The organism is Mycobacterium sp., assembly GCF_035499775.1.
Classification (GTDB): Bacteria; Actinomycetota; Actinomycetes; order Mycobacteriales; family Mycobacteriaceae; genus Mycobacterium.
In genome coordinates this window covers 1-17,167 of the sequence record NZ_DATJYB010000595.1, presented here as the reverse complement: position 1 = coordinate 17,167, position 17,167 = coordinate 1, and the positions used below count along the sequence as shown (strand labels likewise).

19 protein-coding genes and 3 pseudogenes are annotated in these 17,167 nt (G+C 65.6%); 14 read left to right on the top strand and 8 right to left on the bottom strand.

Going from position 1 to position 17,167, the window contains the following annotated elements; genetic code table 11:
* From VML93_RS35950 to VML93_RS35925, 6 genes are all read left to right on the top strand, one after another.
* Window positions 1-685, top strand: a 685-nt coding sequence (locus VML93_RS35950) for a DUF427 domain-containing protein (RefSeq protein ID WP_325618238.1), incomplete at its 5' end; no start/stop codon positions are given.
* Window positions 682-1,113, top strand: coding sequence for a VOC family protein (locus VML93_RS35945; RefSeq protein ID WP_325618236.1), 432 nt, complete (start codon window positions 682-684; stop codon window positions 1,111-1,113). The genes VML93_RS35950 and VML93_RS35945, both read left to right, overlap by 4 nt.
* Window positions 1,113-1,724: a TMEM175 family protein gene (locus VML93_RS35940; protein WP_325618234.1), complete on the top strand. Its 612-nt coding sequence runs from the start codon at window positions 1,113-1,115 to the stop codon at window positions 1,722-1,724. Before VML93_RS35945 ends, VML93_RS35940 begins: the two co-directional genes overlap by 1 nt.
* 15 nt (window positions 1,725-1,739) lie before the next feature.
* Window positions 1,740-2,429: a haloacid dehalogenase type II gene (locus tag VML93_RS35935; protein WP_325618232.1), complete on the top strand. Its 690-nt coding sequence runs from the start codon at window positions 1,740-1,742 to the stop codon at window positions 2,427-2,429.
* Window positions 2,430-2,495: 66 nt separating this feature from the next.
* Window positions 2,496-3,959: an NAD(P)/FAD-dependent oxidoreductase gene (locus VML93_RS35930; protein ID WP_325618230.1), complete on the top strand. Its 1,464-nt coding sequence runs from the start codon at window positions 2,496-2,498 to the stop codon at window positions 3,957-3,959.
* Between the two features lie 80 nt (window positions 3,960-4,039).
* The gene (locus VML93_RS35925) at window positions 4,040-4,495 is read left to right on the top strand and encodes a cupin domain-containing protein (RefSeq protein WP_325618229.1); all 456 of its coding nucleotides are present in this window, start codon (window positions 4,040-4,042) and stop codon (window positions 4,493-4,495) included.
* 15 nt (window positions 4,496-4,510) lie between these two features.
* Here the strand turns inward: VML93_RS35925 and VML93_RS35920 are convergent, their stop codons facing one another.
* Window positions 4,511-4,909, bottom strand: a complete 399-nt coding sequence (locus tag VML93_RS35920) for a VOC family protein (protein WP_325618227.1) — start codon at window positions 4,907-4,909, stop codon at window positions 4,511-4,513.
* A gap of 113 nt (window positions 4,910-5,022) precedes the next feature.
* Window positions 5,023-5,325, bottom strand: coding sequence for a putative quinol monooxygenase (locus VML93_RS35915; protein ID WP_325618225.1), 303 nt, complete (start codon window positions 5,323-5,325; stop codon window positions 5,023-5,025).
* A 113-nt stretch (window positions 5,326-5,438) separates the two neighbouring features.
* Here VML93_RS35915 and VML93_RS35910 point away from each other — a divergent pair, with 113 nt between their 5' ends.
* The 4 genes from VML93_RS35910 to VML93_RS35895 all read left to right on the top strand — a co-directional run bounded on the left by VML93_RS35910 (window position 5,439) and on the right by VML93_RS35895 (window position 8,574).
* Entirely contained in the window at window positions 5,439-6,257 is an 819-nt protein-coding gene (locus tag VML93_RS35910) for a GntR family transcriptional regulator (protein WP_325618223.1), read from the top strand.
* A complete protein-coding gene (locus tag VML93_RS35905; protein WP_325618221.1) occupies window positions 6,254-7,252 on the top strand; it encodes a TIGR03619 family F420-dependent LLM class oxidoreductase in 999 nt (332 codons plus the stop codon). Before VML93_RS35910 ends, VML93_RS35905 begins: the two co-directional genes overlap by 4 nt.
* Window positions 7,249-7,992, top strand: a complete 744-nt coding sequence (locus tag VML93_RS35900; protein WP_325618219.1) for a transglutaminase-like domain-containing protein — start codon at window positions 7,249-7,251, stop codon at window positions 7,990-7,992. Before VML93_RS35905 ends, VML93_RS35900 begins: the two co-directional genes overlap by 4 nt.
* A 210-nt stretch (window positions 7,993-8,202) precedes the next feature.
* On the top strand, window positions 8,203-8,574 hold the full coding sequence (locus VML93_RS35895; protein ID WP_325618217.1) for a hypothetical protein: 372 nt from the start codon (window positions 8,203-8,205) through the stop codon (window positions 8,572-8,574).
* Window positions 8,575-8,580: 6 nt separating this feature from the next.
* Here VML93_RS35895 and VML93_RS35890 read toward each other — a convergent pair whose 3' ends face one another.
* Window positions 8,581-9,354 carry an isocitrate lyase/phosphoenolpyruvate mutase family protein gene (locus tag VML93_RS35890; RefSeq protein WP_325618215.1) on the bottom strand — a complete coding sequence of 258 codons (774 nt, stop codon included), beginning with the start codon at window positions 9,352-9,354 and terminating at the stop codon, window positions 8,581-8,583.
* A 124-nt stretch (window positions 9,355-9,478) separates the two neighbouring features.
* Between VML93_RS35890 and VML93_RS35885 the strand changes: the two genes are divergently transcribed.
* Window positions 9,479-9,958: a hypothetical protein gene (locus VML93_RS35885; protein ID WP_325618213.1), complete on the top strand. Its 480-nt coding sequence runs from the start codon at window positions 9,479-9,481 to the stop codon at window positions 9,956-9,958.
* A 3-nt stretch (window positions 9,959-9,961) separates the two neighbouring features.
* On the opposite strand, the gene VML93_RS35880 is transcribed toward VML93_RS35885, so the two are convergent.
* Window positions 9,962-11,044 carry an NAD(P)-dependent oxidoreductase gene (locus tag VML93_RS35880; protein ID WP_325618211.1) on the bottom strand — a complete coding sequence of 361 codons (1,083 nt, stop codon included), beginning with the start codon at window positions 11,042-11,044 and terminating at the stop codon, window positions 9,962-9,964.
* A gap of 153 nt (window positions 11,045-11,197) precedes the next feature.
* Here VML93_RS35880 and VML93_RS35875 point away from each other — a divergent pair, with 153 nt between their 5' ends.
* Window positions 11,198-12,004 carry a lysophospholipid acyltransferase family protein gene (locus tag VML93_RS35875; protein ID WP_325618209.1) on the top strand — a complete coding sequence of 269 codons (807 nt, stop codon included), beginning with the start codon at window positions 11,198-11,200 and terminating at the stop codon, window positions 12,002-12,004.
* A gap of 17 nt (window positions 12,005-12,021) precedes the next feature.
* Window positions 12,022-13,386: pseudogene (locus VML93_RS35870) on the top strand (WS/DGAT/MGAT family O-acyltransferase); the annotation flags it as partial.
* 18 nt (window positions 13,387-13,404) lie between these two features.
* Here the strand turns inward: VML93_RS35870 and purQ are convergent.
* Window positions 13,405-14,079: a phosphoribosylformylglycinamidine synthase subunit PurQ gene (gene purQ, locus VML93_RS35865; protein WP_325618207.1), complete on the bottom strand. Its 675-nt coding sequence runs from the start codon at window positions 14,077-14,079 to the stop codon at window positions 13,405-13,407.
* Window positions 14,076-14,315 carry a phosphoribosylformylglycinamidine synthase subunit PurS gene (purS, locus tag VML93_RS35860; protein WP_325618205.1) on the bottom strand — a complete coding sequence of 80 codons (240 nt, stop codon included), beginning with the start codon at window positions 14,313-14,315 and terminating at the stop codon, window positions 14,076-14,078. The genes purQ and purS overlap by 4 nt, the downstream gene beginning before the upstream one ends.
* A gap of 140 nt (window positions 14,316-14,455) precedes the next feature.
* Here purS and VML93_RS35855 point away from each other — a divergent pair, with 140 nt between their 5' ends.
* Window positions 14,456-15,094, top strand: coding sequence for an MBL fold metallo-hydrolase (locus VML93_RS35855; protein WP_325618203.1), 639 nt, complete (start codon window positions 14,456-14,458; stop codon window positions 15,092-15,094).
* A 78-nt stretch (window positions 15,095-15,172) separates the two neighbouring features.
* On the opposite strand, the pseudogene VML93_RS35850 reads toward VML93_RS35855, so the two are convergent.
* Window positions 15,173-16,841, bottom strand: a pseudogene (locus VML93_RS35850) (FAD-binding dehydrogenase).
* Between the two features lie 36 nt (window positions 16,842-16,877).
* A pseudogene (locus VML93_RS35845) lies at window positions 16,878-17,167 on the bottom strand (DUF2334 domain-containing protein); the annotation flags it as partial.

Sequence of the window (17,167 nt, the reverse complement as noted above, 5' to 3'; positions counted from 1 at the left end):
TTTCCCGCGCGGCGATATCGAGCCGGGAATTCTCATCGCCGAGGACCGGATAACTCAGCACCGGGACCTGGGCGAGACGAAGTGGTTCACCGTCAAGGTTCCGGACCGCGAAGCCAACCACAGCGCATGGGAGCACACCGGCCTGCCGCGTCATGCGAGTGTGCTGGACGGGCGCCTGGCATTCGCCTGGCGCTCGATGGATGCCTTCTACGAGGAGGACGAGCGTATCGTCGGGCACGCCGCCGATGCGTATCACCGCATCGACATCCGTTCCACGTCACGGCATCTCGTGGTCCGCGACGGCGAGCAGGTGATCGCCGACACCCAGCACCCGTTGGCGCTGTACGAGTCCGGTTTCGCGCCACGCTGGTACGTGCCACGCGAAGACGTCGACGAGTCTGCACTGAAACACGTTGAGGGACAGACATTCTGCCCATACAAGGGGTTGGCCTCCTATTACGACATCGGCGACCACAAGCGCGCGGCCTGGTCTTATGTCGATGCGTGGACCGAAGTCGGACGGGTGCGCAACCTGGTGTCCTTCGAACCCGACAAGATCGACGTCTATCTCGACGGCAAGCAACTGCAGCTCGAGCCCGGCCAAACCGTCATCCCGCACGGTGTTGACCGCGGACTCGACGCCGACGAGGTGCTCGGGAGGGCCCCGTCCGGGAACGCACGATGAAGGCACTGTTCGAAGTCGTCATTCTGCCCGTCGCCGATCCCGACCGGTCGCTGCGCTTCTACCGCGACCAGATCGGCTTCGACCTCGACGTGGACTACGCACCGGCACCCGAGTTCCGCGTCGTCCAACTGACGCCACCGGGATCGGGCACCTCAATCCAATTCGGTGTCGGGCTGACCGATGCGCCTCCGGGCTGCGTGCAGGGACTGTATCTGGTGGTTCCCGACCTCGAGGACAGCCGCGCGGAACTGACCGACCGCGGCGTGACGGTCAGCGAGATCCGGCACAAGAACACCGAGGGCGGCTGGCGTAGCGGCTTTCTTGCGGGCCTCGACCCGGATCGCGCCGACTACGCGAGCTTCGCAGATTTTCGCGACCCCGACGGCAACGGCTGGGTGCTGCAAGAACGCAATCACCAGCCGGCGTGATGACAGCGCCAGTACCGATGAATGGGCGAAATACCCGTCCGGACAGGGTGAAACTGTTCTCCGACGCGGTCTTCGCGGTGATCGTCACCATCCTGGTTCTCAAATTGAATCCGCCGCATCCGGATACCTTCAGCGCCTTGCTGCCGCTGTGGCCGACCGGCCTGAGCTATGTGGTCAGCTATCTGTTCATCGCGATCGTCTGGGTCAACCATCATCACCTGTTCGGCTACGCGGAGGATGCGACACCGCGGCTGGTGTGGTCGAATTTCGCGCACCTGTTTTCGGTCTCGCTGATCCCGTTCACGACGGAGTGGATCGCCGATAGCAGGCTGGCCGCCGCACCCGTGGCGCTGTACGCCTTCGTCTTCGTCCTGGTGAACATCACCTATCTCGCGCTTTGTTGGGAAGCCATCGATCGGCCCTCCACCGAGGACGTCGCGCAGCGGGTGCGCCGGGTGCTGCGGATGAGGTCGTTCATCACGATCGGCGGCTTCACGGCGGCGGCGTTGGTAGCGCTGAAATGGCCGGCGCCGGCGATGGTATTGATTTGCTTGTGTCTGATCGGGTATTTACGGCCGGACATACCGGTGCCAAAGCATGCCCGGCACTAGCCAGGAGGACACACCGTGCGCGCTCAGCCCTCAGTGCTGATATTCGACGTGAACGAGACGCTGATCGACATCGATTCGATTGCACCGCTTTTCGGGGAGTTGTTCGGCGACGAGCGAGTGCTGCGCGAATGGTTCGGTCAACTCGTCATGTACTCGATGACCGCCACAATGGCCGGATACTACGTGGACTTCTTCGCAATCGGGCAGGGCGTATTGCACATGCTGGGCGCCATCCACGGGGTGGACATCACCGACGACGACGTGCTTCGCCTGCGCGAGCGGATGCGCACCATGCCAGCCCACCCCGATGTCGCCGATGGGCTTGCAACATTGCGCGACAACGGCTTTCGCCTTGTTACCCTGACCAATTCGCCGCACCATCCCGGCACGCCGACGCCGCTCGAGAATGCTGGGCTGGCCGGCTATTTCGAACACCAGTTGACCGTCGATACCTGCCGCGCCTTCAAGCCGGCTCCGGTGGTGTATCAGCACGCGTGCCGGGTTCTCGACGTGGCACCCACCGATTGCATGATGGTGGCCGCGCATGCCTGGGACACCCTCGGCGCGCAAGGTGTCGGCTACAGCTCGGCGCTCATCACCCGACCCGGCAATTCAGCGCTACCCGTTGACGGTCTACCGCAACCGACCCTGGTGGCAACGGATCTGCGTGATCTCGCCGAGCAGTTAGCGAAGAAGCCGCGTTGACTCCCCCGCCAGCGGGGACTGCTCGGCGGCAATTTAGCTGTGCCGGCCGACGATAGGATCTTCGATATGGCAGCCGACCAACAAGAACAGATGTACGACGTCGTGGTACTCGGGGCGGGTCCGGTAGGCCAGAACGCGGCGGACCGTGCCCGCGCCGCGGGCCTGAGTGTCGCGGTGGTCGAGCGCGAACTCGTCGGCGGCGAGTGTTCGTACTGGGCCTGCGTGCCCAGCAAGGCGTTGCTGCGCCCGGTCCTTGCGCTGTCTGACGTGCGCCGGGTGGACGGGGCACGCGAGGCGGTCACCGGCGCGATCGACACTTCCGGGGTCTTCGGCCGCCGTGACCGCTATGTGAGCGACTGGGACGACACCGGTCAGGCCGACTGGGTGGCAGGCATCGGCGCGACCCTGATACGCGGACATGGCCGGTTGCACGGTCCGCGACGGGTCATCGTCACCACACCCAGCGGGCAGGAAGTGGTGCTGACCGTGCAGCATGCGGTTGTCATCTGCACCGGCAGCCGGCCCGCGCTCCCCGACTTGCCCGGCCTCATCGAGGCCCGACCGTGGACTAACCGCGAAGCCACCGACAGCAGCGACGTCCCGAAACGGCTCGCCGTCGTCGGGGCCGGCGGCGTGGGCGTCGAAATGGCAACGGCCTGGCAAGGATTGGGCTCAAAGGTGACCCTGCTGGCGAGAGGATCTCAGCTGCTGCCCCGGATGGAGCCCTTCGTGGGAGAGTTTGTCGGCCGCGGACTCACCGAGGCAGGCGTGGACGTACGCATGGGCGTGTCGGTCCGTGAACTGCGACGGGCTTACCCCTACTGCCCCGTGGCGCTTGCATTGAGCGACGGCACCGAGCTCGAGGTCGACGAAATACTCTTCGCCACTGGCAGAAAGCCTCTTACCGACCATATTGGTTTGGAGACAGTGGGACTGAGCCCGGGCAGTTGGCTCGACGTCGACGACACCTGTCGGGTGCAAGGCGTCGACGACGGTTGGCTCTATGCGGCGGGCGACGTCAATCACCGAGCGCTGCTGACCCATCAGGGCAAATACCAGGCGCGCATCGCCGGTGCGGCCATCGGGGCGCGGGCGGCGGGAACACAGTTGGACACCGCCCCGTGGGGCGCGCACGCGACGACCGCCGACCATCACGCGGTGCCTCAGGCATTCTTCACCGACCCCGAAGTCGCCGCGGTCGGACTCACCGAGGAACAGGCTGTGCAGGCCGGTCACCGGGTCAAGACCATCGACGTCGAAATCGGCGACGTCGTCATGGGTGCCAAGCTCTATGCCGACGGGTACCCGGGCCGTGCGCGGATGGTGGTCGACGTCGATCAGGGCCATCTACTCGGTGTGACCATCGTGGGCCCGGGCGTCACCGAAATGCTGCATTCGGCCACCATCGCAGTCGCCGGCCAGGTCCCGATCGATCGGTTGTGGCATGCCGTGCCGTGCTTTCCGGCCGTCAGCGAATTGTGGTTGAGACTGCTTGAGGCTTACCGGGATTCGTTTGTCACAGTGGTCTAGCGGACATTGTGGGCGCGTCGAACGTATCATCCACGCTCGGCGAGTCGCGGCGGGTCGGCAGCTAAGAGAAAGGAACTCTGATGGCGACCTCGGACGGATTCCATCCCGATTTCAACGACACCAACCCGCAAGTGGCGCGCAATCGGGTGCGCCACATCAAGGCATCGGAGATCAGCGCCGATACCGCGCAATCGGAGGGCATGCGGCGCTTCGCCGCACTCAGCGGTCGATCCGTGGGCGCCGAGAAGCTGTGGATGGGCGAGACGCACGTGCAGCCCGCGGCCGCGTCGGCGAACCACCATCACGGCGAGTCGGAGACCGCGATCTATGTGCGAAGCGGCAACCCGGAGTTCGTGTTTCACGATGGCGAGCAAGAGGTGCGGATCTCGACACAGCCCGGCGACTATGTCTTCGTCCCGCCGTATCTGCCGCACCGGGAGGAAAACCCCGACCCGGACAACCCGGCGGAGGTGGTGATCGCGCGCAGCACCCAAGAGGCGATCGTGGTCAACCTGCCGAGTCTGTATCCGCTTTGATGGCGAGCGCAACCTTCAGTACACAGCGATCTCGATCAGGTTCCCGTCGGGGTCGCGACAGTAGTGCGAAGTCATCGGCCCCAACGCGCCGGTCCTGGTCACCGGTCCCTCGGTGATTTCAACGCCACACTCCACCAGGTGGGCCCGCACCTCGTCGGGCGCAGAACGGGTGACGAAGCACAAGTCCTCCGACCCCGCCGCTTCGACGGCCCCGGTCGCCCAGTTGGGATCGTCGGCTTGTGCGCCGACCGGCCGCAGATTGATCTTCTGATTCCCGAAGCGAAGCGCCGTCCGATTGGACGGCCCGAACGTCTCGCGCGTCATACCAAGCACCCGCTCATACCACGCCGCGGTCGCATCGACGTCGCCGCAATTCACCACGAGATGGTCAAACCGCTCCACCGCGAATCCCACTGTCAACCCTCCCGGCCTATCTGCGCCGCCAACGCGGTCGCGAGGTCGTCGGCGGCGCGCTCGTCAAGATGAATGAAAATCATTCGGTACCACAGTAACCCGAATGCCAGGGCTCAGCCCATCTCGTCGACGACGTCGAGCACGCTCACCTCGACCGGGTTGGTCAACAACCCGGACAGCCGCGCCCGGTAGTTCACGTAATGCGTTGAGCGGCGGTGCTCCTCGAGCGCATCGCGATCGCGATACCGCTCGAACAGCACGAGATCGCCGTCGTCCGAGCTCTGGTACACGTCATAGGTGCGGCACCCGTCTTCCGCCCGCGTCGGAGTGGTCATCCCTTGCAGCAGGGTCCGCAAAGCGGCACGGGACTCCGGGTGGGGTGTGAAGCGAGCAATGACCGCGATCGATGGCGACATGGTGAACCTTCCGTAGGTGCGAATACACAGCGACACTTGACGCCGTGGCTATAAGACGTTTTAATACATCTTATGATGACTGTCAATCGCAGGCGTGCCTTGGACGGTTGGCCATGACGACCGCCGACGACGCTCACCTGGACCTGGACGCCGCTGAACTGCGGATATCCCGTGGCAGTGTGCCCGCCAGCACTCAGCTTGCCGAGTGGCTGAAGACGCAGATCGTCGAACAGCGCCTGCCGCGCGGTGGGCGCGTGCCCAGCGAGCGGGAGTTGATCGAGCGCTCGGGCCTGAGCCGGGTGACGGTGCGCGCGGCGGTGGGACTGCTCGAGCGGCAGGGCTGGCTGGTTCGCCGGCAAGGCCTGGGCACCTTCGTCGCCGATCCGGTGAATCAAGAACTGGCCTCCGGCGTGCGCACGATCACCGAAGTGCTGTTGAGCACCGGCGTCACCCCGCAGGTAGAGGTGCTGTCCCATAACACCGGCCCGGCGCCAAAGCACATTGCCGAGACGCTGGGACTGTCCGAAGTCCTGTCCATTCGCCGGCTTTTTCGCGCCGGTGATGAGCCACTGGCCCTGGTCACCGCTTATCTGCCGACCGGGTTGGGCCACGCCGTCGAGCCGTTGCTGGCGGGCTCACCCGACACGGAAACCACGTACACCATGTGGGAGCAACGAGTCGGCGTTCGAATCGCCCGGGCCTCCCACGAAATCCACGCAGCCGCCGCGTCTGCAGAGGTAGCGAACGCCCTGGGGCTACCGCCGGGCGCACCCGTGCTGGTGCTCGAACGCACCAGCTACACCGACGACGACAAGCCCTTAGAGGTGGTCGTTTTCCATTACCGCCCCGAGCGGTACCGATTCTCCGTCACATTGCCCCGGACAATGCCAGGACCGGGCGCCGGAATTATCGAAAGGCGAGAAACAACATGAATTCCCCCACAACCCACGTCGGGCTCATCTTGGCGTTGACCGTTAATGGTCTGGCGGTCAGTGCCTACCCCGATATGGTCACGGTCGCGCAAACCGCGGAGAATTACGAATTTGATTCCGTCTGGTTATGCGACCACTTCCTCACGGTGAGCCCAGATGACTACGTCAAAGACGCCGGTATCACGGCGAATGCCGGTGAGTCGGATGGGGACGCCCGCCCGAAGTCGTTGCCTCTGCTGGAGTGCTGGACGGCGCTGACCGCGCTGGCCCGCGACACCACCCGGTTGCGCCTCGGCACGAGCGTGCTGTGCAATTCCTACCGCCATCCCTCGGTGCTGGCGAAGATGGCCGCCACACTGGACGTCATTTCGGAAGGGCGTCTGGATTTGGGATTGGGCGCCGGCTGGTTTCAGCGCGAATTCGAGGCCTACGGGATACCGTTCCCGCCGGTGCGCGACCGGGTCTCGGCGCTGGACGAGTCGCTGCAGCTCATCAAGGCAGTGTGGACCCAGCCGAACCCCACCTTCGTCGGCGATTACTACACGTTGGACGGCGCCATCTGCGACCCACCGCCGGTCCAGCGGCCGCATCCGCCGCTGTGGATCGGCGGGGAAGGCGACCGGGTCCAGCGCATCGCAGCCAAGTCCGCTCAGGGTTTGAACGTGCGGTGGTGGTCCCCGCAGCAAGTGGCCCAGCGCCGAGACTTTCTCACCCGGGCATGTGAGTCGGTCGGCCGCGACCCGGACACCCTACGGGTGTCGGTGACGGCGCTGCTTGCCCCGACCAACTCAGCCGAGCAGGAATCCCGAATTCGCGCAGAATTCGCGTCCATTCCCGAATCGGGACTGATCACCGGATCCCCCGAGCGCTGCGTGGATCGCATCCGCGAATATCAGGCTCAAGGCATCGACCATTTCCTCTTCACGATTCCGCATATCGTCCAATCCGAGTACCTCGACATTGTCGGGCACGACATTATTCCGGTGATCAAATGACACACGTTAAAACCGCAACCGACATCGAGCGCTTTTTGGTGCCCACCGATTACCTCGACGCCGACCACCCGCTCGTTCGGGTGACGGCGCAAACCTTGGTGATGGGCGCGTCGTCGGACACCGAACGGGTCAGGCGGATCTACTGCTACGTCCGCGATCTGCCCTACGACATCCTCGCGTCATTTCGCTACCTCGCGCAGGGGCAGCACCGAGCCAGCGATGTGCTCCATCACGGAGTCGCCTTCTGCATGGGCAAGGCCAGTTCGTTTGTCGCGCTGTGCCGGGCCGCGGGCGTTCCGGCGCGCATCGCATTCCAGACGCTGGATTCTCCGGACAAGGAATTTCTCTCACCGGAAGTGGGCGCGCTGTGGGGCGGGCGGTCCGGTCGGCCCCTGCCGTGGCACTCGCTGGGCGAGGCCTATCTGAATGAGCGCTGGGTGAAGTTGGATGCCACGATCGACGCGCCGACGGCCGAGCGCCTCGGCAAGCCCTATCGCCAGGAATTCGACGGCATCACCGACATCCCGACCGTGGAAGGGCCCGTCGTGCGCGAGAACGGCAGCTACGCCGACTACCCCGCCGAAGTGGCGCAGTGGTACGAGCGGGTCGCCCGCTTTACGCTAAAAGCGTTGCAGTCCAGCAAGATTCACGCCATAGTAGCCGCCGATGACGAACTGTGGGCGGGCCCTCCGCTCGAATTGGTGGCGCGCAAGTCAATGGGTGAGACGATCGGTCGATGACCGCTGCCAGCACAACAGTGTTCTCCCGTATTCGTAGCGGATGGAACATGAATCGGGCAGCATCGCCGCAGGCAAGATGGCCAACTTCACCATCCTCGGCGAGGATTCCTAATCCGTCGAATCTGAACGGCTAGAAAGGATTCCGGTGCTGGGTACCGTCTACGCAGAACGCCGGTTTCCGGCATCCGGATAAGCCCCTAAACTAGCCGCATGCCAGTCGAGGCCGCGCAGCCGGAGTGGTTGCGGACTGGATACAAATTCTTTCCTTACGCCGCAAGGCAATCCGGCCAAAGGTGGGTGCTCCGGTTTAACTATGGGTGTCCCGAGCACGATATGTACACGTTGTTTATCGACGGCCGCCCCACGGTCGACATCACCGGCAGCCCTGACCATTCCAGCGCGTTAGTCCGCGGCATCGCAACGCTGAGGCCGTTTGACCCGGCGGCCACCGAACCGACGCTCGAGGCCGACACAGCCGCGTTTGTGGTGCGCGCTGTCTCACACTTTGTCGCATACGGCAGTGAGCACGACGATCCATGCGACGTCTGTTCCGGCGATCACGACGGCATGGCCCCTATCTAGACCGTGCTAACTGGGCTGCGTTCGATCGAAATCGAGCAGACGAGCCTGCATGGCCGGATAGGCGAGTGCCGCAGGTGGACTCGACCCGTCGCGCACCGCCGTCGCGACCTGTACCGCCGCGGCGATGGCCGCGCGATAAGGCAGCGACCCGGTGCTGACTCGGCGCACCCCCAGATCCGCCAGCTGCGACAGGCTTAGCTGTGGTATCGCCAGCACGTTGACGGGTACCGGGATGTTCGCCGTGAACTGGCGCAGATCAGCGGGCTGCGACGCACCCGGGATGAAGATCCCGTCGGCCCCGGCGTCGACATACGCGGCGGCCCGCTTCAACGTGGCCGAGACGGTGGCGTCCTGATCGAGCCAGTAGGTGTCCACCCTGGCGTTGACGAAGACCTGCGGGCAGCGCTCCTTGATCGCAGACACCTTGGCGGCAAGGACGCGCGGACTGACCAGTCCCTCGCTCGTGCTGTCCTCGATGTTGATTCCGGCCACCCCGAGCCGGGATACGTGGCCGGCCACCGCGTCGGGTTCGTCGCCGTAACCGTCCTCGATGTCGGCGGACACGTACACCGGCAACCGTCGAAGTTTCCTGACCAGCCCACTGGTGAATGAGCTGCTCGCCCGTCCGCCGTCCGGGTGCCCCGCGCTGGCGGCGAGCCCGAAACTGGTAGTGCCGATCGCCTGATACCCCGCGTCGGCAAAGGCGAGCGCCGAGGGCACATCCCACGCATTCGGCAGCAGCAACGGTTCGTCGGCGTAATGCAGATCGCGGAAACTCATGGCTGCTGCGGCCTTTCCCGCTGGCGCGGATGCAGGTCCGCTCAGCAAATTCTCAACAGATTCTTCGATCCGGCCTAGCTCGGCTCCAAGGATTCACCAAGGCGTCGGCGACACCATTACTGCCATGACCGAGCCGCTGGGTGAGCCACTGGGTACCGACCTGATCGAACGCTACCTGCGTACCCGCGGTCGGCGTTACTTCCGCGGCCAGCACGACGGCGAATACTTCTTTGTCGCCAACGCCCACCCGCACCGACTGCACGTCCACCTCGGGATCTCTCGCTGGCATCGTGACGAGTTCACGATTCGCGTCGTCCCAGCGTGCTTCTTCCCCGCGGCCGACGACGCCCGGCTGGCGAACCTCGCCGACACCTGGAACGAGCAGAACCGCGAAGTCACCGCGATCGTGCACGGATCCTCAGACCCGCAGCGCATCGGCGTCTTAGCGCGCGGCTCGAAGCGGATCCCTGATCGCATCTCCTTCGACGAGTTCGCTGCGTTCGTGGACCGCACCATCGCGGCCGCGACCGACCTTTTCAGCGAGCTGACGCCGGTTGACGAACTGCCTTCGGCGCAACAGCCGTTGGTGCGCGACGCCGGCTGAACTTCACCCGACGGCCAGGCGGTCCCGGCTATCGGGCCGCGGGTCACCGATCCGAGTCCGGATGGCGCCCCACGGGTCTGCGTAGCGCCCCGGCGCATCTCGGTAGGCGGCGCGACGCCTGAGCACGAGCCGGGCAAGTGGTGCGATCAGCCGCATCGGGTAACGCCGCCAGCCGGTGGCGGCCCGCATCTCTGCGAGCATGTCCGGCCAGCTGTGCTGCTGGAACGACAAGGCTTGCTGCGCGCGGGTGGTGTCCATCCAGTCGGTGATGAACCAGTCCTCGTCGCTGTCGGGGTCACCGGGCCGGCCCGCGGGCAACACGTCGGTGAGACCCCTGGCGGCGGCCAGCGCCTTACCCACGTCTCCCTGCCGGAGTAGGTGCGACTCGTCACCGCCGATCAACAGGATTTCGCCGACAACGTCGGCCGTGGTCGCAGCGGCGAACGCGGTCGCGACATCGCGCACGTCGACGCTGTGCATGCGTCCGTCGGTCGGCAGCGCACTCTCGAAGAACAGTGCGTCAAGGCTGAAGGGCATGGCACCCGGATCGACGCTCATGACCCCGCCCAGCCGCAGAATCACCCACTGCAGGCCGGACGATCGGACGTGCTCCTCGGCTTCGGCTTTGTGCGCGCCATAGAGATCTGAGGGCCGCGCCGGGGTGTCGTCACGCAGCAACTCGCGGTGCCGGTGCGGGTTGCGCGACCCGTGCACGGCGTTGCTCGAGGCCTGAATGAAGCGCGGCGGACGGTGGCATGACTCCGCGGCGCGCAGCAGCGCGACGGTGGCGTCGACGTTCACGCGGCGGGCCAGCGTGTTTTGTCGATAGATCACTGGGGGTATTACCGCGGCTAGGTGAATGATGACCGTCGGTGCCGTCTCGGCGACGAGGCGATCGACCTCACCCGAGTCGGTCAGATCCGCCCACCGCGCCTCGACGCCGGTGGGCAGCGCCAGCGCCGCTTTGCGCTGCGCCTCGGTACCGAGGTCGGTGGCCACCACCTGATGACCGGCGGCCGCGAGCCGACGCACGGTTTGCGATCCGACCAGCCCGAAGGCGCCTGTGACAAGAACCTTTTCGGTCATCGTTCTCCTCTTCACAAGATTGCGGGATTGGTTCCACAAAAATGGATATGGCATTCTCCTAAATAGAGAGTACCATATGTCTCTACAAGCGTAGAGAGCCGATGTCGTCGTCGCGCAGACAACCACACGATCCAGGGCGGGAGCGAGAGGACAATGAGGAGCACGACAGTCGACAATCACGAGATCGCCAAGTGGGATCCGGCGTTCACCAAGCAGGTCGCTGATGCCTGTGGGCCACTGGTCAAGCGGTGGTTTCGCGCCGAAGTGCGGAACCTGGACAACATTCCGCCGGTCGGCGGGGCGCTGCTGGTGTCCAACCACTCCGGAGGCATGTTCACACCCGACGTGATGATCCTCGCGCCGGCTTTCTACCAGGCCTTCGGCTACCAGCGGCCGCTCTACACCCTGGGTCACTACGGACTGTTCATGGGCCCCGCCGACGGATGGCTGCGCCGCGTCGGAGTCATCGAGGCAAGTCGCGAGAACGCTGCCGCGGCGCTGCACTCGGACGCGCTGGTGCTGGTGTTCCCCGGTGGCGACTACGACTCCTACCGGCCCACGTTCGGCGCCAACACCGTCGACTTCAACGGCCGCACGGGCTATGTGCGGACCGCGATCGAAGCCGGCGTGCCGATCGTGCCGACCGTATCGATCGGCGCCCAGGAATCCCAGCTGTTCCTGACCCGCGGCAATTGGCTGGCGCGCAAGTTAGGACTGACCAAAGCCCGGATGGACATTCTGCCGCTGAGCTTCGGCTTCCCGTTCGGTCTGAGCATGATCTTCCCGCCGAACCTGCCGTTGCCCGCCAAGATCGTCACCGAGGTGCTCGAGCCGATCGACATCGCCGCCCGCTTCGGCGACGACCCCGACGTCGGGGAAGTCGACGCGCACGTGCGGTCGGTCATGCAGGAGGCACTGCAGCGGCTCGCCGGTCAACGCCGACTCCCCTTGCTGGGCTGAACCGTACGAGGTGACCTATGAAACGACTCAACGGCATGGACGCGATGCTGATCTACAGCGAGACGCCCAACCTGCACACGCACACGCTGAAGGTGGCGGTCATCGACGCCGCCGATTGCCCCGACTTTGGTTTCGAGGCGTTCCGGGACCATCTACGCCGTCGGCTCCCGCTGCTGGAACCGTTGCGCTACAAGCTGATCGACGTCCCGTGGCGGCTGCATCACCCGATGTGGCAGGCGGACTGCGAGGTCGATCTCGACTACCACGTGCGGCGGGTGCAGGTGTCGGCACCGGGCGGCCGCCGCGAGCTGGACGAGGTCATCGGGCGGGTGGCCTCCACGCCACTGGATCGCAGCCGCCCGCTGTGGGAGTTTCACTTCGCCGAGGGGCTGGCCGGCAATCGGTTTGCCTTGATCGGCAAGGTGCACCACGCATTGGCCGACGGCGTCGCCTCGGTGAACTTGCTGGAACGCGCGATGGATCTCGCCGGCCCCGCGGATCCCGTCAGTGACGGGACTGACGAAGCTCCGTCATCGGCTGATCTGGTGCGCGCCGCCGGACGCGATCACGTCCGGCAAATCGCCGAACTGCCCCGGTTGATCCGGGATGCCGCGGTCGGCATGACACGGGTACGCCGCCGGTCCAAACAGCGCGGCGAGCACCCCGATCTGGCCGCCTCGTTCGACGCACCGCCGACGTTCCTCAACCATGTGGTCTCGCCTCAGCGCCGATTCGCGACCACGACGCTGCCGCTGGCCGAGGTCAAGTCCACCGCCAAGGCGTTGGGCATCACGCTCAACGACCTGATCCTGACGATCGCGGCGGGCGGATTGCGAAAGCTCTTGTTGGACTACGACGGCAGCGCCGACCGACCGATCATCGCCTCGGTGCCGACCGCCACCGACAAGTCGGACCGCGTCACCGGCAACGAGATCAGTGGCCTGTCCGTGTCGTTGCCCGTGCACGTCGCCGACCCCACCCGGCGGGCCCAACTGGTCGCGTTGGCCACCCGGATCGCCAAGGAGGACCACGAAATCCTCGGCCCGCGCCTGTACGGGCGGATGATGTGCTATCTACCGCCCGCGATTGCCCCGGCCGCGTTTCGCTGGCTCGGCCGGCGCGACGCGCCGAACAAGATGATGAACGTTGCGGTGTCCAGCGTGCTGGGGCCGCGTCAGCGCGGCCACTTCGGGGACGCACCGGTCAGCGAGATCTACTCGACCGGCGTGCTCTCACCCGGCGCCCCGGTCAACATCACCGTGTGGAGCTATGTCGACCAACTCGGCGTCGCGGTACTCACCGACGACCAGACGTTCGCCGACCCGCACGAAGCCACCGACGCGTTCAGAGCCGCATTCGCGGAATTACGCAGTGCCGCAGGGACTTATCGGGTTATCGACTCAGGCCGCCAAAACGGCGTCGAGGGCGGAGTAGAACAGGCCGAGTCCGTCGTCGGAGGGACCGGTCAGTGCTTCGATGGCGTGCTCGGGATGCGGCATCAGCCCGACGACACGGCCGTTGGCTGAGCTGATGCCGGCGATATCGTGCAGTGAGCCGTTGACGTTGTCGTGGTAGCGGAACACCACCCGGCCTTCGCCCTCTAACTCGTCGAGAACCTCGGCGGGCGCCACGTAGCGCCCTTCGCCGGACTTCAGCGGCACCAGCAGGTCGGCGTCGGGCTCGAAGCGCGATGTCCACGCCGTCGAGGTCGATGCCACCCGCAGCCAGACGTCGCGGCAGACGAAGTGCAAGCCCGCGTTGCGGGTCAGCGCACCGGGCAGCAGTCCGGCCTCGCACAAGACCTGAAAACCATTGCAAATTCCCAATACCGGCATGCCGCGGCCGGCGGCGGCGACCACTTCGGTCATCAGCGGAGCGAACCGGGCGATCGCACCGGCCCGCAGGTAGTCGCCGTAGGAAAACCCGCCGGGCACCACCACCGCGTCGACGCCCTTGAGGTCGGCGTCGGCATGCCACAGGCTCACCGCTTCGGACCCCACCCGCCGCGCCGCGCGCGCGGCGTCCACGTCGTCGAGCGTGCCCGGGAATGTGATGACGCCGATCCGGGCCGTCACTGCGCTTCCCGGCTGATGGTCCAGTCCTCGATCACGGTGTTCGCCAGCAGTGACTCGGCAATCTCGGCGAGCGTCGAGTCGTCAACAGTATCGTCGACCTCCAACTCAAACCTCTTGCCCTGACGGACATCTGAGATTCCTGGATGCCCCAGCCTCCCGAGTGCACCGACAATCGCCTGACCCTGGGGGTCGAGAATCTCCGCTTTGGGCATCACATGCACGACCACGCGGGCCACCGGCGCTCCTCCTCAAGGTCCGATTGCTCCACCCGGCGACGGCGAGCGCCGACACGACGCAAGTAGAAGCCGGGCAGAAGGTCCGCGCCAACTCTACCGGCGGTCGGTTTCGCTCGGTCCGATGAGGGCACAATCTAGACATGCAACTCACGCACTTCGGCCACTCCTGCCTACTCGCCGAGTTCGACGACACCAGCCTGCTCTTCGACCCCGGTACCTTCGCGCACGGCTTCGAGGGCCTGACCGGCCTGTCCGCGATCGTGATCACCCACCAGCACCCTGACCACGTCGATGTCGCGAGGCTGCCGGCCCTGCTCGAGGGCAACCCGAACGCGGTGCTCTATGCAGATTCGCAAACCGCCGAGCAGTTGGGCGCGCCGTGCCAGGCGGTGCGCGTCGGCGACACGCTGCCGGTCGGCGAGGTGAGCATCCGGGCCATCGGGGGCCGGCACGCCGTCATCCATCCGGAAATCCCTGTGATAGAAAACATCTCGTATCTGGTCGGCGACGGCGAGCATCCCGCCCGGTTGATGCATCCGGGCGACGCCTTGTTCGTTCCCGACGAGCCGGTGGACGTGTTGGCGGCTCCGGCGGCGGCGCCGTGGATGAGGATTTCCGAGGCCGTCGACTATCTGCGGGCGGTCGCGCCGGCCCGCGCGGTACCCATCCATCAGGGCATCGTCGCCCCCGAGGCCAGGGGTATCTACTACGGCCGGCTCACCGAGATGACCACCACCGACTTCCAGGTATTGCCCGAGGAGAGCGCGGTCACGTTTTAGCGCGGTCGCCTTCTAGGGCGAGCAGACGCAGAATCGCACACTTTGCGCCCGACTCATGCGATTCTGCGTCTGCTCGCGCTACTTGATGTCACCCGCCGCACCGCGGCCGGCGGCCCGTCCGGAGAAGATGCAGCCACCCAGGAACGTTCCCTCCAGCGCCCGGTAGCCGTGCACGCCGCCACCGCCGAAGCCGGCGACCTCCCCTGCCGCATACAACCCGGCGAGCGGAGTGCCGTCGCCGGTGAGTACCCGCGACTCCAAGTCGGTTTCGATGCCGCCCAACGTCTTTCGAGTCAGGATGTGCAACTTGACTGCGATCAACGGCCCAGCCTTGCGGTCGGTCAGCCGGTGCGGCGCCACCACCCTGGTGAACCGGTCGCCCAGATAGGCGCGCGCAGCCCGGATCGCGGTGATCTGGCCATCCTTGCTGAACCTGTTGGCCACCTCACGATCTCGGGCGGTGACCTCGGCTTCCACCGTCGCGTAGTCCAGCGGCACCACATCGGGCAGCTTGTTCATGCCGGTCACCAACTCGCGCAACGAGTTTGCGCAGACGAAGTCCACACCTCGATCGACGAAGGCCTGTACCGGCCCGGGCGGGCCGGACCGGGCCCGGGACCGCAGCAGCTGACCCACGCTCTGCCCGGTCAGGTCGGGGTTCTGCTCCTGACCGGACAATGCGAATTCCTTCTCAATGATCTTGGCGTTCAACACAAACCAGGTGTAGTCATAGCCGGATTTGATGATGTACTCGCAGGTGCCAAGGGTGTCGAAGCCGGGATACAGCGGAACCGGCAACCGCTTGCCGGCGGCGTCCAGCCACAACGACGACGGGCCCGGAATGATCCGGATGCCGTGGCTCGGCCAAATCGGGTCGTAGTTGGTGATGCCCTCGGTGTAATGCCACATCCGGTCGGGGTTGATGACCCGCGCCGGCCTCTTGCGAGATGCCGATCATCCTGCCGTCGACGTGGGCCGGTACCCCACAGAGCATTTGCCCGGGGACGCGGCCCATTCGCGTGGGCCAGTTCTTGCGCACCAGATCGTGGTTGCCGCCGATGCCGCCGCTGGTCACGATCACCGCCGACGCACGGAATTCGAATTGGCCCACAGCTTTTCGTGACGATGCCACGCCACGCGGCTGGGTCGAAGGCTCCAGCACGGCGCCACGGACGCCGGTCACCGCGCCATCTTCGACGATCAACTCGTCGACCTGGTGACGGTGGGCGAAGCGCACCGTCGAGCGGTCCCGGAGCTGACGCGCGAAGACCTCGACCAAGGCCGGCCCGGTACCCCAGGTGAGGTGAAACCGGGGCACCGAATTGCCATGTCCCTGAGCGTCATAGCCACCCCGCTCGGCCCAGCCCACCAGCGGAAAGATCTTCAGCCCCCGGGCATGCAGCCAACTACGTTTCTCACCGGCCGCGAAATCGACGTAGGCGTGCGCCCATTGTCGTGGCCAATAGTCTTCGGGCCGATCGAAGGCCGCCGTCCCCAGCCAGTCCTGTAGAGCGAGTTCGTGGCTGTCGCGGATGCCCAGGCGCCGTTGCTCGGGGCTGTCGACGAAGAACAAGCCGCCGAACGACCAGAACGCCTGCCCGCCGAGGTTGGCGCTGTTCTCCTGGTCGAGGATCAGCACCCGCAACCCGCGATCCACCAATTCGCATGCGGCGACCAGGCCCGCGAGTCCGGCCCCGACAATGATCACGTCAGCGCCGAATGCTGACGTGGCGGAAGAATCGCTCATGTCGCTACAGGGTAGTTAGCCCTGTAATTACGCGGCTTACGCCGCGTCGAGAGCGGCCCTATCGGGCTGCCACTTGTACACCGTCGGCGTGCAACCGTGCATACACGCCAGGTCGACGGCGTCCAGCATCGCCTGCAGCGGACCCGGCTTGCGCAATTGGCGAGCCGCCACCGCGACCCGCACCACGCCGCCACGGCGGGCGATCCGCTCGGAAGACAGCACCACCATCCGGCACCACCACGGCTCGGTCAGGAAGCCCTCTCCGATACCCAGCACCCGGGTGCGCACGGTGGTGTGCCGCACCAGGTCGGTGATGCCGTGCAGAT

Excerpts from the sequence above, each read along its gene's own strand:
- VML93_RS35890 (WP_325618215.1), bottom strand. The coding sequence starts at position 9,354 with ATGAGTTTCCGCGATCTGCATTACGCCGACGAACCGTTGCTGCTGCCG.
- VML93_RS35940 (WP_325618234.1), top strand. The coding sequence starts at position 1,113 with ATGACAGCGCCAGTACCGATGAATGGGCGAAATACCCGTCCGGACAGG.
- VML93_RS35855 (WP_325618203.1), top strand. The coding sequence starts at position 14,456 with ATGCAACTCACGCACTTCGGCCACTCCTGCCTACTCGCCGAGTTCGAC.
- VML93_RS35945 (WP_325618236.1), top strand. The coding sequence starts at position 682 with ATGAAGGCACTGTTCGAAGTCGTCATTCTGCCCGTCGCCGATCCCGAC.
- VML93_RS35895 (WP_325618217.1), top strand. The coding sequence starts at position 8,203 with ATGCCAGTCGAGGCCGCGCAGCCGGAGTGGTTGCGGACTGGATACAAA.
- VML93_RS35875 (WP_325618209.1), top strand. The coding sequence starts at position 11,198 with ATGAGGAGCACGACAGTCGACAATCACGAGATCGCCAAGTGGGATCCG.
- VML93_RS35930 (WP_325618230.1), top strand. The coding sequence starts at position 2,496 with ATGGCAGCCGACCAACAAGAACAGATGTACGACGTCGTGGTACTCGGG.
- VML93_RS35905 (WP_325618221.1), top strand. The coding sequence starts at position 6,254 with ATGAATTCCCCCACAACCCACGTCGGGCTCATCTTGGCGTTGACCGTT.
- VML93_RS35900 (WP_325618219.1), top strand. The coding sequence starts at position 7,249 with ATGACACACGTTAAAACCGCAACCGACATCGAGCGCTTTTTGGTGCCC.
- VML93_RS35925 (WP_325618229.1), top strand. The coding sequence starts at position 4,040 with ATGGCGACCTCGGACGGATTCCATCCCGATTTCAACGACACCAACCCG.
- VML93_RS35910 (WP_325618223.1), top strand. The coding sequence starts at position 5,439 with ATGACGACCGCCGACGACGCTCACCTGGACCTGGACGCCGCTGAACTG.
- VML93_RS35880 (WP_325618211.1), bottom strand. The coding sequence starts at position 11,044 with ATGACCGAAAAGGTTCTTGTCACAGGCGCCTTCGGGCTGGTCGGATCG.
- VML93_RS35885 (WP_325618213.1), top strand. The coding sequence starts at position 9,479 with ATGACCGAGCCGCTGGGTGAGCCACTGGGTACCGACCTGATCGAACGC.
- VML93_RS35915 (WP_325618225.1), bottom strand. The coding sequence starts at position 5,325 with ATGTCGCCATCGATCGCGGTCATTGCTCGCTTCACACCCCACCCGGAG.